Origin of the sequence: Bacteroides salyersiae, assembly GCF_031172035.1 — a bacterium.
GTDB classification, from domain to species: domain Bacteria; phylum Bacteroidota; class Bacteroidia; order Bacteroidales; family Bacteroidaceae; genus Bacteroides; species Bacteroides salyersiae.
In genome coordinates this window covers 3,359,929-3,375,062 of the sequence record NZ_CP133452.1, presented here as the reverse complement: position 1 = coordinate 3,375,062, position 15,134 = coordinate 3,359,929, and the positions used below count along the sequence as shown (strand labels likewise).

Annotated in this window: 7 protein-coding genes; 3 read left to right on the top strand and 4 right to left on the bottom strand. The window is 42.0% G+C overall.

Features of this window, described 5'->3' with window-relative positions; all coding sequences use genetic code 11:
• Positions 1–38: 38 nt before the first annotated feature.
• Positions 39–677 (bottom strand): response regulator, encoded by a 639-nt coding sequence (locus tag RB604_RS12385; RefSeq protein ID WP_005923623.1) that lies wholly within the window; start codon positions 675–677, stop codon positions 39–41.
• Positions 658–2,580 carry a tetratricopeptide repeat-containing sensor histidine kinase gene (locus tag RB604_RS12380; RefSeq protein ID WP_055294924.1) on the bottom strand — a complete coding sequence of 641 codons (1,923 nt, stop codon included), beginning with the start codon at positions 2,578–2,580 and terminating at the stop codon, positions 658–660. The genes RB604_RS12385 and RB604_RS12380 overlap by 20 nt, the downstream gene beginning before the upstream one ends.
• A gap of 200 nt (positions 2,581–2,780) precedes the next feature.
• Between RB604_RS12380 and RB604_RS12375 the strand changes: the two genes are divergently transcribed.
• Positions 2,781–8,996 carry an FG-GAP-like repeat-containing protein gene (locus RB604_RS12375; RefSeq protein ID WP_055294921.1) on the top strand — a complete coding sequence of 2,072 codons (6,216 nt, stop codon included), beginning with the start codon at positions 2,781–2,783 and terminating at the stop codon, positions 8,994–8,996.
• 450 nt (positions 8,997–9,446) lie between these two features.
• Here the strand turns inward: RB604_RS12375 and RB604_RS12370 are convergent, their stop codons facing one another.
• Entirely contained in the window at positions 9,447–11,168 is a 1,722-nt protein-coding gene (locus tag RB604_RS12370; RefSeq protein ID WP_005923631.1) for a PD-(D/E)XK nuclease domain-containing ATP-binding protein, read from the bottom strand.
• Between the two features lie 195 nt (positions 11,169–11,363).
• On the bottom strand, positions 11,364–12,338 hold the full coding sequence (locus RB604_RS12365) for a type I phosphomannose isomerase catalytic subunit (RefSeq protein WP_005923634.1): 975 nt from the start codon (positions 12,336–12,338) through the stop codon (positions 11,364–11,366).
• A gap of 263 nt (positions 12,339–12,601) precedes the next feature.
• On the opposite strand from RB604_RS12365, the gene RB604_RS12360 reads away from it, so the two are divergent.
• On the top strand, positions 12,602–13,702 hold the full coding sequence (locus RB604_RS12360) for an aldose epimerase family protein (protein ID WP_007480456.1): 1,101 nt from the start codon (positions 12,602–12,604) through the stop codon (positions 13,700–13,702).
• A gap of 134 nt (positions 13,703–13,836) precedes the next feature.
• Positions 13,837–15,132, top strand: coding sequence for an MFS transporter (locus RB604_RS12355; RefSeq protein ID WP_007480455.1), 1,296 nt, complete (start codon positions 13,837–13,839; stop codon positions 15,130–15,132).
• The last annotated feature ends 2 nt before the right edge of the window (positions 15,133–15,134 follow it).

The following is a 15,134-nucleotide window of genomic DNA, read 5'->3' as shown; positions in this document are numbered from 1 at the left end:
TATTCTTCCGACCCTCTCTTTCATCCCGATTTATCATATCATAAAAAATCTTTTCCCTTAAAGACAAGATCGGCAGCATTCTTTGCCCCTATCTTAATCATCAAGCGTTTGCGATAAGTTTTAATCGTATTTTCACTGAGATAGATTAATTCTGATATTTGCTTGTTATTGAATCCCTTAACGATATATGCCAGTATCTCTTTTTCCCGTGAGGAAAGGTTCGGCCCTTTATTCTCCGTACAGATATAAAACTCTTTTCCATGCCGGATCATATCGAGAAACACCTCGTTGAAATAAGTTTCTCCACTCCGCAAAGTAGAAATCGCTTTTTGTAGCTCCGACAAATCTGCATTCTTCGAAACCAAGCCATCAATATCGGCATCAATAAGTTTAGCCAGCATCCAAGGCTCTTCATGCATCGTATAGATCAGAATACGACTATCCGGTGCCTTATCGCGAAGCATTCGGAGTACACTGAAACCATCCGCTTGGGGAAATTCAAGATCTAATATATACATATTATAAGGAGAACGCACAGAAAAATAATGTTCCAGTTGTTCCACTTCCATAATACCATCGCATTTCACACCTTCCAATGCAGAAGCTATCTTCTTTATACCCTCTAAAACAATCGGATGATCATCAACAACCAGTATTTCACAGCATTCCACTTCCATACCCCCCCTCTTTTAGATTAAAACTAAGCAAGAAAACCGTTCTTCCACTTTCGTTCAATGTTTCAAAAACGGCCGATATCGCTTTGGCACGGTCTTGAATTGTACGTATACCGATACCTCCTTGCTTATTTGTCGCATCCGCAGCCATAGCAGTAGAGAAAGCATTGCCATCATTCTCTATCCTCAACCGATATTTTTCATCGGTCACAGCACTGAGTGATACACTGACTGAGTGTGCTCCGGCATGTTTGGCAATATTCGTCATCAATTCTTGGGTTATACGGTATACTTCGTAAGCAGTTTCTTGTGGAATCCGTTCCCAACATGTGTCCGAAGCTGCTTCGTAAGCCAACACGAATCCATATGTTTTCTGCATATCGGTCAGATAGTAACCGATAATCTTATCGATACTTAAATGATTGAATTCGGGTGGCATCAATTCATGAGAAATATTGCGGACATTCTGCCTAAGCTCATTTACAGACTTCACCATTTCCTCCTTTTCATCCGGATTGTCTCCCACCGAACTCAATTTCATCTGTAATCCTAAAAGATCGTTAGCTACCCCGTCATGCAGTTCTTTGGCGAAACGTTTACGTTCACTTTCCAGTCCTTCAATGTATTTTCTGGCAGCTTTCAAATCGCTTTCCTGTTCCAAAAGCTTCATATTTTTCTCAATCTGTTTTCTTTTTTGCGTTGCGATAATAATGCTGATAGCCAACACCGCTATAAGTATTGTACCGATAATTCCCATTGCCATTCTATTTGCTTCCTGTTTAAGTTGTTCTTGTTGCAGACGAGCTATTTCCAATTCTTTTTCACGAGTTTCATATTTAGCGGAAAAATCCGACAGTTGCGTTTCCACCTTTCGCCGGGCAAGCGAATCGGTCCACATACGAGCACTATCCATATAAACATATGCTTTATCCTTTTCTCCAAGGTTCTGATAACATTTTGCCATTCTTAAATAGAGCGCATCTATGGCCGTCTGTTCGTTCTGTGGAATATTTTTAAGATACCGCAACCACTTGACGGCTTCTTTATACTGCCCATATTCCAGTAATAATCGCGCTTTCATTTCAATAAAGCCCAACCCTTCCACTGTTTCCGGCGGTGTTATTTTAAGCAATTCATCGCCTCGGCGCATATAGTACATTACCGAATCTTTTTCCTGCCGGTTGGAATACATCGCCATTATATTGGGCAAACAACGCAACTCTGCCCGTGGAAGGTTGTGCTCTGAAGCAACTGCAATGGCTTTTCTGAGAGAAGGTATCCCCCGCTCCGACTCCTTCCTTAACATATATATAGAACACTCCACCTGATATGCAAAGACGATATCCGAAGCATTATCCGTTTGCTCTACATAAAAGATAGCTTTACGAATGTAGGTCAATGCTTCGTCCAGCCGCTTATTATTAGCATAAAACACAGCAAGATTATTATAAATATTGGCAAGCCATTCATCATTTCCAAGCTTCTCGGCCGAATCCAAAGCTTTTTCATAATAGACAAGAGCCGAATCCGGCATCTGACGGCGACGATAAATAATGCCGAGCGTACTGTAAGCATCAACCAATCCTTCAAGATCCGGATGCTCTTTCCGGTTCAGCAATCGAACAGCCTCCAACTTATCCGCAAGGGCACTGTCCATATCGCCTGTTGTATAATATAAAAGCCCTCTGCCATTGATTATTTTCGCATACCAATCTGTACTTTTCACTCCATTCTGACTTAGGGCCATATTGTAGAAATAGAAAGATGAATCATATTTCGCTTCATCCATGCACCTTTCTCCCTGTTTACATAAATTCTCTATAATCACATCCGAAGATCTTACCTCCGCCAAAACACCTGTAATTCCTACCAATAAACATATAGCCAATAGAAATTGCTTCCTCATAATATAAGATAAACTTTAGTTTTGTTTTTTAGCGAGACAAAAGTAGCATATTTTTCTACATACACACCTTATCAAGTTCATACTTTTAACCGCCTAATCGGGCGAACAATGCAAAATCACCCTTTTGGGTGACAATGACGCATATGTAATTGACCTACCTTTGTTGCAATCAATAATATTACTAATTTTTTCTTAAGCTTATGAAAGAACAAATTACCACATGGTTGTTTCTACTTCTATTGGGAAGCGGTTACAATATCGAATCGGTGCAGGGACAGAATGTGATTAATGAATTCCCTTATGAACTGTCCCCCGAATCTTATAGTAAATGGACTTTAGAAGAAGGGTATGACTGGATTGTCACCTCCTCCATGGGCAAACCGGTCTATGGGTTTGGGGGAGGAGAATCTTACACCTATGCCATCTCACCACTTTTTGATTTTTCATCGCTCAATCAACCGGAAATAACATTTACAGGAGGATATTTTACCTTTGAGACGCTTGATGAGCAAGGAAATATTCTTTTCAGTAGTTTCTGTGATGAAGAAGAAAAAACAGTCACTTTCAATCTAAACGAGGAATGCCGCCAATTCAGATTTACAAAAACTCCCCGTGGAGTAGTTTCGGTAAAAGATCTGATTGTCGGTGAAGCGGGAACTACTGATATAAGCCCGATCTCACAATTCCCTTATACTTTAGAGCCACAAGCTCGCGGTTGGAAACTGACAAAAGGAGAATGGGGTTCTATAGCCCCAATCATCAGTGGCAGCAGAATCGATCTACTATCCCCAAAAATTACCTTGCCAGAGAAAGGCGGTTCATTACTTATCACTGGGAAAAGCGGTCATCTCAATATTTATGGAAGTATAGACGGGGAAACGTACGATCTGCTCAACTCAACTAATACAGAGTCCACAAGTAATACTCCCCTGTCAAAAGACATTCATTATTTAAGAATAAACAATATAGTACCTTCCGTAAAAATAGGTGCACTAACAATAAACGGTTTTAGTAATGACTTGAACTGGACTGTCAGCGATGACACCTATACTCTATCGGGAGAAGAATGCGAAGCCGGCCAAACAGCCTTTTGCTGGTTGCCGGAAGTTTCTTTAGCAATAAGTAAAAATGGTAGTAAAGGAATGGCTTCCTTTAAAATAGCCAGTTCTTCCATGGAAAACATAGAACTATACTTCATAGATAAAAATAACATAAACAAAGAAATTCCCATTACTACGGTCAATGGAATAGCTACGGTCGATCTGGGAACTTTACCTACAGGTACATACAAAATGATACCCGGCTTCAAGGCAGTAGTCAACAAAAAAGGGAAAACACCTACAGTAGTAATCAGCAAATTCTTTGCCGGAACAACCAACAATGCTATGCAATTCGACTTGAATTACTGGTATGACGAAGACAGAGACGGACAAATGGAATTCTGTTTCGGACAAGAAGAGTACGGTAATTATTGGAAATCTTTTGGGAAATACAAATTAATAAACGGCAGGGCGCAGAAATATGAAGATTTTCCGGAGAACATTAGCAGCCTGATGCCTTGCAATATAAACAACGACAAAACCATTGACTATTGTGGAGGCATATTACGAGGTAACGATGAGAATCATTCTTTTGACTACAAAGTCTACACAAACAATGAACAAGGTGAAAACAAAGATTCTCAAATATTTGAATCTTGGGGAACATCCCGTATAACCGGAAAGTCCGGAGAAATTTTTGTCCCCTGCGATTACAATAATGATGGATTAACGGATTTCTTGTTACCCCATTCTAAAGTTGCCGTACAACTGATAGATGGCTCGTTCGAAATTCACCAATTAGAGATATTAACGCAAGATGAATATCTCAACCGCGACAAAACAAATGACGAATGGTCACAAAACGGAAATTATAGCGGAGTGGTTGTTCAAGACAGAAACGATGCATTCCTTAGCGGAAAAGACATGTTTATCGGCGGAAAAGGAGAATACACCGGCAGCATGGGCTATCAGACAAGCAATATCGATTTCAACAAAGACGGCTATCCGGATATCGTAAACACCGGTACCGGAGAAATCCTATTGTATGTAGCAAAAGATAAATATGTGGGATTGCCAATGGGAGGTGCCATTTACTTTAGAGACTTAAACAACGACCAACGATTAGATTATATCGTTTATGAGCCTGCCAGTAAAACCGTTACTGCACATGTATACCAATCAGATGGAACAGAGAAGACACAACAACTCATCAGTAATCTGAGTATGGATCAGCAAGTATGGTGCTATGACTTTGATAAAGACGGAGATATAGACATCTTGTTGCCGTTCAGTTATCTGGATTCTAATGGAGCAGCCTATCTTGTCATTATGGAAAACGACGGAAAAGGTAAATTCAAAATGCACGAAACGGCTTTTGACGAGGAACTGGCATTTAAAGCTTGTGCAGATATCGACCATGACGGATATTATGATATTGTGGCCCAATATGCGCCAAAGAAGTACTCCGACGTAGTCAATGATGTATTACTACTGAAAGGCAATAATAGAATGCAATTCGAACTTCAGCCTACTCCTCTTATCCACCTGACAGAGTCTAAAAACAACTATCGTATTCAAGCGGCAGACATCGACAATGATGGTTACTACGACATAATGAGCCAATATTACAACGATCAAGGAAAAGAGACATCGATGGTATACTCTGTAAAAGATCTTTTGCCTGATATTACTGCTAATCAGGCTCCGCAAAAGCCGGAAAAACCTTCCTACTTGTTTGAACCTTCCACAGGATTCTTAAAGATAAGCTGGCAACCCGGAAAAGACACAGAATCCTCTTCCGTTGATTTAACTTACGCCTTACGCATCGGTACCAAGCCGGGTAAGGGAGATATTTACTACGCCCACGCCACAGAAAACGGAATGCGGTTAAATCTATTGGATGGTAACATGGGGTATAACCTTGACCGTATCTTGGATGCCTCGGGATGGAATGCCGGAAAATATTATATCGCTATACAAACCATTGACCCGATGCATAAAGGTTCTATGTGGTCGGAGGAAACGATATTTGAAAAGTCACAATCCGGTTCCGGATTCCGCTTATCCGACGAGAGAACGGTATGCGATACAATAACCTTGGCCTTGCTTGCCCCTAAAGATCCTTCTTTAGAGTATAAGTGGGATATGGCAGATGCAACCATCATTTCCGAAAGTAATAATGGTTCTGTCTACCAGATACGGTTTACAACTCCCGGCGAGAAACGTATTTCGCTGCAAACGGTGGATACACAAGGAAACGTAACGGCTGTTACCGACCAGACAATATTTATCTTTGCCAATAGGTTAGTTATGGAAAAGCTATCAACTTCACCATCAAGAACAGATATCTACGGCACCATAGACATGGACAATGACGGAACGCCGGAGTTACTCACCTACAACGGAGTACATGAGAATGATGGGAAAGGTAACTACACCAAAGTGAAAAAAATATATAACACAAATCTATCTTTCAACGATAAATCATACATTACAGACCTTAACAGAGACGGTTTAGCCGACATTGTTATTCGTTATTATTCTAAGAATGATGGCACCAAGCCAACTAACCGCCATTATATCAATCAGGGAGATAAGACTCTGTCCGAAGAAATTTATGATGCAAGTTCCTTCACAAATGTATGGTATGACTTAAAAGCCGTGGACTTTACCCACGATGGCTATATGGACTTCTTTTCAGACGATGGTGATCTGTTTATGAATTCCGGAAACGATATAGATTTTACTACCAGCTTTGATGCTATTAATAGTTCTTACAACATCACCGCCGACTTTAATAAAGATGGATTTTATGATTTCATCGGAAAGTCATATCTGGGTAATAACGAATATGAATACGTAATACATTTTAATAATGGAGATGGCAGCTTCCGTCGATGCCCCATAATTGTTCCCGAGGAAATTATAGAAGACCGAATAATAATTTCTGCCGTTGCCGATATGAATAATGACGGCTATCCCGATCTGCTCATCCAGAAAAATGACAACACAATCCTCATTCTTCTAAATAATAAGAATGAAGATTTTAAAGAGGTGAAAGAAATCACATTACCAATGGATTTGGATGGACTGGAAATCGGGAAAATATTCGATTTTGACAATAACGGATATCTGGATTTGTCGCTTCTTTCCAGATATAACGGTTCCATTCTCTATTTTTACGATGATTTACAAACCAAGTTCATTAACTATGGAGACAACCGTTCCGACTACAACGGAATTGGGATTGATGGATCAGATAAATACATTGAAATTGATGTCGATAGAGACGGAGTGCCCGATTTTGTAGAATCGAATCAATGGGCTTCTGACCAATATTACAAAAATCTTTCTACTGTTAGCAATACCCGCCCCGAAGCCCCGTCAAATATTCGCGGAACACAAACCGAAGATTTTGCCGTCATAAAGTGGGATGCGGCCAAAGATGCAGAAACGCCATATACATTGATGCGCTATAATATCAGCGTTAAGAAACAGGGACAGACAGGAGAAGGTGCCTATATCATTTCTCCGATGAACGATCTCAATGCCGATGCGGCAGTGATTACCGATTTCATCTACACCAATGCCACCACTTATTCTATTCCGCTCTCTGCAATGCCTACCGGAACTTATGAAATACAGGTACAGGCTATTGACGGATGGAATGCTACGTCCCCCTTCTCCGAACCCTATCTATTAACAATAGAATCTAACCCGAAGATGCGACTGCCGTTATCCGTTTGCGCAGGAACATCTGCCATAGTCGCCTATACCGGCAACGCCAGCGTATCCGGCATTACTTGGGATTGGGACGGAGGAAAACAGATATTCTATACGGACTATGGTAAAGAAATACAGTATGAGGTAGTTTGGGATACGGAAGGCAAGAAACAGATATCCGTTACTTCCGACGGGGTAACGTCTACTGCCGAAATTTGGGTAGCTCCCGCCATCAACCCGGAATTCTCTATCCCTTCGCAAGCACTGCTCGTTGCCGAAACACCGATGACTTTGCCGGAAGGCGACTACGAATATTCGTGGGAAGTCAGCAAAGACGGAAGCGATTTCAAAGCATTGGGCGAATACAGAGTTCCACCGGTTCGCATCGTACGCAACGGAAACAGCAACCAAGCGAAAGCAACCTTTATGAACACCGGCAATTTCGTATTGCGCCTGTCTGTTTCTACTCCTTGCGGCATCGCTACTTGTGACAAGAGTATTACAGTCGCAGACGAACTGTCCCGACAGGAAATCAACCTGATTACAGTAGATCCTGCCACCGGAAAATATAGTATATCCTGGCAGTACCCGACTGCAATCCCTGCATTTGTCAGCAATGTAAACATCTACAAAGAAGGAAGCAAGTATAATGACTTCTATTTATTAGCCACCGTCCCTGTTTCGCAAACGAGCTTTGTAGATATGACATCCAACCCGCAAGTTCAAGCATCGCGCTATCGTCTGACATTGCAAACCAATTATGGTGCAGAAACCACTCCTGGCACACCTCACCAAGGTGTACATGCCATGATAAACAAAGGTGCAGGTAATGGATGGAATGTTACTTGGAGCCAATACGAAGGAGCGCCCATAGAGACATACCGTATCTTAAGAGGTACCACCCCAAATAACCTGACCGTAATAGCAGAGATCTCGGGCAATAACACCTCTTACTCAGATCTCAATGCTCCCGCAGGCATCCTCTACTATGCATTGGACTTTGATGCCAAATACGAAGACAATTGGAAGCCGATGCAAACCGGCCGACAAAGCAGAGCCGGCAAAGCAACCGTACGCTCAAATATTGTCAGTACTGACGGTGCAGCCAATGTAATTTTTGCAGAAGATATTATCGTTCATTCAACAGAAGAACCAACCCTTTCACCGGAACAAACCAGCATCCATCTGACTGCCGATATCTATCCGTTAAATGCTACATTCAGGGCGGTCAACTGGACAATAGTATCGGGTAATGACATTGCAACTGTCAACCAGAACGGAATACTGACTGCCAAAGGCGATAAAAACGGTTCAATAACTGTACGGGCAAGTGCGATCGATGGTTCTAATGTGTACAAGGAAATAACCGTCACTGCAGATGGGCTGACCTCGATAAACGAACTGGAAAAGGAAGACAATACTCTTATATATCCTTCACCCGTAACGGATATGTTATATATCAAAAACATGCCCGAAGGTAATGGAAATAAAAATAAAATTTACATTGTCAGTTTAAACGGTCAATTGCTTTATATGGAAGAAACAGCAAGCTCGGAAGCTAACATTTCGTGTAGCAGTTATTCCACCGGCATCTATCTATTGAAGATTGTATCCGAAGACAAAGTGACTACCCGACGGTTTATAAAAAAATAAACTCAAAAAACTTCTATTCAAAAAAAGATCCCTGCTTCGGTGTTGAAGCAGGGATCTTTTTTTACTTAAGTTTCGACCGTATCAAACGGATATAATCTTCTTTGGGGCAATTGTCTCTTTTTTAACATTGTTAATCACCTTTTCCAAGTATTAATTCCTGTTCTACAAAACATTAATTCTTTAAGTGCAAGAATACGTATTCATGGCTATAAAGAATTAATATTAACAGAGTGTTAATATTAATTTCTTTTTCCGATGAATATGCATGCTTCTTCTTAACAAAATACCACCTTATATACTTGATATACAATATTTTATCTTAAAAACATCATTTCTCTGTTCTATCTTGCTTTGCCGTTTTTTTCAAAAGGTAGTTTATCTATACTTATCAATACAACAACTATATCAGTACTACCACCTCACAGTTACTCCGGATATATACGCCTTCTTCTATACCTCCCAACATTTCCATCCTCGGTTGGCACAGATGTAAACCACATACGTACGCACCTTATAATTCGGGAAATGCCGCAGTGTGTCTTCGGCATAGCGGTGCACCTGTTCCACATGTTCGGGCAGGGGCGCATCCGATGCTAACATCTTTTCCGCCTCTTTGGCTTTGTAATATTTGAATTCCACCAGGCGGTCGTCCGTGTAATAATCCGTGCCCGGTATGCCGGTCATTTCGAAGTCGGCGCGTCCTTCCGAATTGTTCTGTTCGATGGCAAAGGTATAGCAACTGCTCAGGTAGCGGGATACCAACTCGAAGAAAGAGCAACGGATGAAATTTTCATTGATCTTGTCGAACACCTGCGCGGGGAACTGGCCGAGGTATTGCTCGAAATAATTCCGGACAAGCGATTCGAAATCACGTTCGTCAACGAAGCGTTCGTAAGTAGGGACATACCGGTTGGCGCCACCGTCTATACGGTTCAACACGTTATAGTAGTCCATATAGATGCTGCGCATGGTCAGGTTGGGGAGTGCCATCCGGAAGTTGTTTTGCAGGGTCGTCATACCGAGATAGAAAAGGCTGACGGGATAGAAATTCTTGTCAAAGAACTTCTGCTTGTTGAATTTGCTGGAGAGGTCGGCTACGTTGTAATATAATCCGTTGTCTATCACTAATGCATCCAGCATGGCTTTCGAGTTTTCCAGCGAAAGGGTGAGCCGTCGCAGCCAGCCGATGTCGGTGCGCAGGTTCTCGTCTATCATCTCTTCGGGAACTTCACCTTTATTGACTGCAAATTTCTTCAGGAAATACGTCAGTATCGTTGCATTGAACAGTTTTTCCCCTTTGGGGCTGAAACGGTAACCGTCGTAGTTGTTGACGATGAGCTGCCATATTTCGTCGTAGCGTTCCTGACTTCCGGTATACTTGTCGAGCACGTAGCGCAGATAAGCATCCGCTTCGGCATGGGTAAAACCCAACATATTGATAAAATCGGATTCTAATGTCAGTATCTCGGCAATGTTATATCCACTGGTCAGGTCGTCCATCGTCACAGGCAGCACACCGGTGCAGAAACAGGTACGGATACTGCCCTCGCCGATACCTTTTTTGATTACCTTGAAAAAGGTGCGCAGGAAGCTGTCGGCAGTGGTTACTTTCTCGTAGAGCGGGTCATTGTAAGAGGTCAGCAACTGGTTGGTGAAGTTATCGTATTCGTCTATCAGGATGTAAACCGGAGGGAACCCGTGTCCACGGGCATAAGCCAAGGCTTCCTCCAGCATTTTCGAAGCATTGCCACGAGCTGTGAATTTAAAATCGCCGAAGAGGTCGTGATTGTGTAATACCATGATTTCCACAGGGCTGCAATTCAAGTCGTTAAAGTTCTGTTCCAACCCTTCCATATTATCAGCCATCACCATTGCCGAGAAGTCATAACGAATGATCATATAACGATTGTGCTCCGGTGTAGGATGGCTTCCGATATATGTTCCACCAAAGAGATCCTCAAACCGGTGGGCCAATGTACGGTCGTAATAATGCGCTAAGGTAGATACCAGCAGGCTTTTCCCGAAACGGCGGGGACGCAGGAATACGGGCGCTTTATAGGCCTCGAGACGTGGGATGTAATCCGTCTTATCCACATAATAAAAACCACGGTCACGCATTTCGGCATAGTTGGCCACGGCATAGGGAATCGTTATACGTGCTTGAATTTTCATATTCTATCACTCTTTGTTACACTAACAGTTACAAAGTTACAAAAGTTTTTGCATTTAAAATGATAAACAAGCAGAATATCTTCTCACACCCTATATTATTGCGAACAATAAAAATCCCCTATCAAGCAATACGCCTAATAGGGGAAATCCCATCAGAGAGATCGTATCATGTAGCGATTCCGACCGTCTTATTTCTTATACATATGTCTCAAGAATCTTCACACTGCCTCCTTCTTCCGGAGTAATTGTGACATCTTCTGTTGAAGCAGGCAATAAAACTGTCTCACCGGCACGCAATGTCAGCTCATTGTTTTCATTGTCTTTCAGTTTACAAACCCCTTCGATACAGATAAAGATTACGAACGAATCCAACTCCGAATAGTCACAACTGATCTCTTCGGTCATATCATATATAGAAGTAGTAAAGTACGGACAAGCAACCAATTCTACAGGTTCATCTTTCACAGCATCGTATTTCGTACGATAATCGTCGAGTACCTCGTAGTTGATGGCTTCACGTGCCAGATCGGTATGCAATTCACGCGTCTTGCCATTGGCATCTTTACGATTGAAATCATAAATACGATAAGTGATATCCGACGTTTGCTGAATCTCCGCAATGAACGCGCCGGCACCTATACTGTGAATACGTCCTGCAGGCAAGAAGAATACATCTCCCGGATGTATTTCATATTCTTGCAGAACATCAGTTATTGTGTTATTGTAAACGCGTTCCTTATACTCTTTCGGTGTGATCTGCTCTGAGAATCCGGAACGAAGTTTCGCACCTTTATCTGCATCAACCACATACCACATTTCAGTCTTTCCCATAGAGTTATGACGTTTTTTCGCCAACTCGTCATTGGGATGTACCTGGATAGAAAGATCTTGCTTGGCATCGATGAATTTTATCAGCAAAGGAAACTTATTGCCAAATCGGGCATAATTTTCTTCACCAACCAATTCGCCACGATATTTCCTTACCATATCGGTCAACGTCAGTCCTTTGTCGGGGCCGTTAGCCACTACAGACTCATTGTCTTCTACGCCGGAGATCTCCCAGCTTTCCCCTACTCCCGTTAAGTTATCACTTAAGTGCTTGAACGGAACAATTTTGTCGCCTCCCCAAAGTGTCTGCTTCAGGATCGGTTCGAATTTTAACGGATACATTTTGTTTTTCTGTTATAAACTTAGATTAAAATAATCAATGAATAATCGAGGACAAACTTACAAAAAATATCAAATAATACACAAATTCAAGGCTTTTAATTAAAATCAACCGCAAAAATTTATGGATTCGTTATCAAAATATGCTTCGACAGACAAGAAACAAAACGCTAAACTTTCCTAAATGCCCATCCATATTTACTGTGAATAATTTGGGAGTACGGAAGAATTTCCCTTTATTTGCAAGAAATTTTAATATATCAGACATGAATAACACATTCCCAACAGAAGGAAATTTATCCGGTCTAAACCGAGAAGATTTTCAAAAGGATATAAATGATAAGAAAACAGACTTATTTATCCTGAAAAACAAGAAAGGAATGGAAGTTGCCGTAACAAATTACGGTTGCGCCATTCTCTCTATAATGGTTCCCGACAAAAACGGAAAATATGCCAATGTCATTCTGGGACACGACAGCATAGACCATGTAATAAACAGTCCCGAACCTTTCTTAAGCACCACTATCGGCCGATACGGTAACCGAATTGCCAAAGGGAAATTCACTCTCTATGGCGAAGAACATTCGTTAACCATCAATAATGGCCCGAATTCTCTGCACGGAGGTCCTACCGGATTTCATGCACGTGTCTGGGATGCCGATCAAGTCGATGAAAGCACAATCATTTTCAATTACGTATCGGCTGACGGAGAAGAAGGATTCCCAGGCAACCTGGAAGTAGAAATGACATACCGACTCGAAGAAGAGGAAAATGCACTGGTAATAGAATATCGTGCCACTACCGACAAAGCTACTGTTGTGAACCTTACCAACCACGGTTTCTTTAATCTGGCAGGAATTGCCAATCCTACTCCGACCATAGAAAACAACATCGTCACTATCAACGCGGATTTTTATACCCCGATAGACGAAGTTTCCATCCCTACAGGAGAAGTCTCCAAAGTAGAAGGAACACCTATGGACTTCCGTACCCCTCATACAGTGGGGGAACGTATCAATGATTCATTCCAGCAACTCGTATTCGGAGCCGGATATGACCATTGCTATGTTTTGAACAAAGCAGAAATCGGTTCACTTGATTTGGCAGCTACCTGTACTGATCCGGTAAGCGGACGTATTATGGAAGTGTATACTACAGAAAACGGTGTACAGCTCTATACCGGAAACTGGCTGAATGGATTCGAAGGCGCACACGGAGCCACGTTCCCGGCACGCAGTGCGATCTGTTTTGAAGCACAATGCTTCCCCGATACGCCCAATAAAGCCCATTTCCCATCGGCAGTATTGCTCCCGGGAGATGAATATCAACAGATTACGATTTACAAATTCGGAACGGTCAAGAGTTAAAAGTTGAGAGTTGAAAGTTGAAAGTTACCATGCGGCATAGGCAGCGCAGCCTAATTTTCAACTTTCAACTCTCTCCCAGCATCATCATGTTTACAACTAACCTAATTTTATAAACTAACAACTTTTTTAAAACCATGACACAACAAAAAAAGAGCTATCTATTGCCTATCGCAATGATGTTCGCCCTCTTCGCAATGATTTCGTTCGTAACAGGACTTCCTGCTCCTTTTGGAGTCATTGTACAGAATCAATTCGGTGCAACCAATTTTCAGGCTACTTTAGGATTTGCCGCCAACTTTATCGCTTATTTCTTCATGGGTATCCCATCCGGTATGTTACTCCAAAAAATCGGATATAAGAAAACAGCATTAATCGCTATCCTCGTCGGTTTCACAGGCGTTGGAGTGCAAGCGCTTGCTTCGCAGGCAGGACCGGATTACGGTTTCACCGTTTATCTTTCCGGAGCATTTATTTCCGGTTTCTCCATGTGTATGTTGAACGCTGTAGTAAACCCAATGTTGAATACACTTGGTGGTGGCGGCAAAAAAGGTAATCAGTTGATTCAGGCCGGCGGTACACTCAACTCTATTTCAGCTACAATCGTTCCGGTATTGGTAGGTTACCTGATGGGAACTGTTGTTGAAGAAAGAACGATTGCAAAGGCGCTTCCTGCTTTGTACATTGCCATGGCCATCTTCGCTGTTGCTTTCCTTGTATTGTTCTTTATGCAGATTCCGGAACCACGTTTGGAAAAAACTGCGAAAACAAAGACAAAAGATCCTCACAGCCCGTTGTCTTTCCGTCACTTCATTCTTGGAGCAGTAGCCATTTTCGTATATGTAGGTGTAGAAGTCGGTATTCCTCACTTTGCCAATCTGTTTATGACTACGCAGGCAGGTGGTGGTGGTTTGGCCATCGATACCACTATTGCCGGGTCGGTAGTAGGTACCTATTGGTTCCTTATGATGATCGGCCGTTTGACCGGTGCTTCTTTAGGTGCAAAATTCTCCAGTAAAGCTATGTTGACATTTGCCTCCTCTTTAGGACTGATTCTGGTTGCAGGTGCTATATTCCTGCCCACTACCATACATGTAAGCATGCCGGTATTCCAGTCTGATATTTCATTCGGTATGGCTCAGGTTCCTGTCAATATCATGTTATTGATCCTTTGCGGCTTGTGTACTTCCATCATGTGGGGCGGTATCTTTAACCTTGCAGTAGAAGGTCTTGGCAAATACACAGAAGCAGCTTCCGGTATCTTCATGGTAATGGTTTGCGGTGGTGGTCTTTTGCCATTATTGCAAGGTGGAGTAGCCGATTCTCTCGGTTTCCTGTCAAGCTACTGGGTTATTTTCATTGCTTTTGCTTACATGCTATATTATGCACTGATCGGTTGCAAAAATGTAAACAAGAATATTCCTGTCGAATAATT

Coding starts and splice junctions, on each gene's coding strand:
- RB604_RS12380 (WP_055294924.1), bottom strand. CDS start 2,580: ATGAGGAAGCAATTTCTATTGGCTATATGTTTATTGGTAGGAATTACA.
- RB604_RS12375 (WP_055294921.1), top strand. CDS start 2,781: ATGAAAGAACAAATTACCACATGGTTGTTTCTACTTCTATTGGGAAGC.
- RB604_RS12365 (WP_005923634.1), bottom strand. CDS start 12,338: ATGTATCCGTTAAAATTCGAACCGATCCTGAAGCAGACACTTTGGGGA.
- RB604_RS12385 (WP_005923623.1), bottom strand. CDS start 677: ATGGAAGTGGAATGCTGTGAAATACTGGTTGTTGATGATCATCCGATT.
- RB604_RS12370 (WP_005923631.1), bottom strand. CDS start 11,168: ATGAAAATTCAAGCACGTATAACGATTCCCTATGCCGTGGCCAACTAT.
- RB604_RS12355 (WP_007480455.1), top strand. CDS start 13,837: ATGACACAACAAAAAAAGAGCTATCTATTGCCTATCGCAATGATGTTC.
- RB604_RS12360 (WP_007480456.1), top strand. CDS start 12,602: ATGAATAACACATTCCCAACAGAAGGAAATTTATCCGGTCTAAACCGA.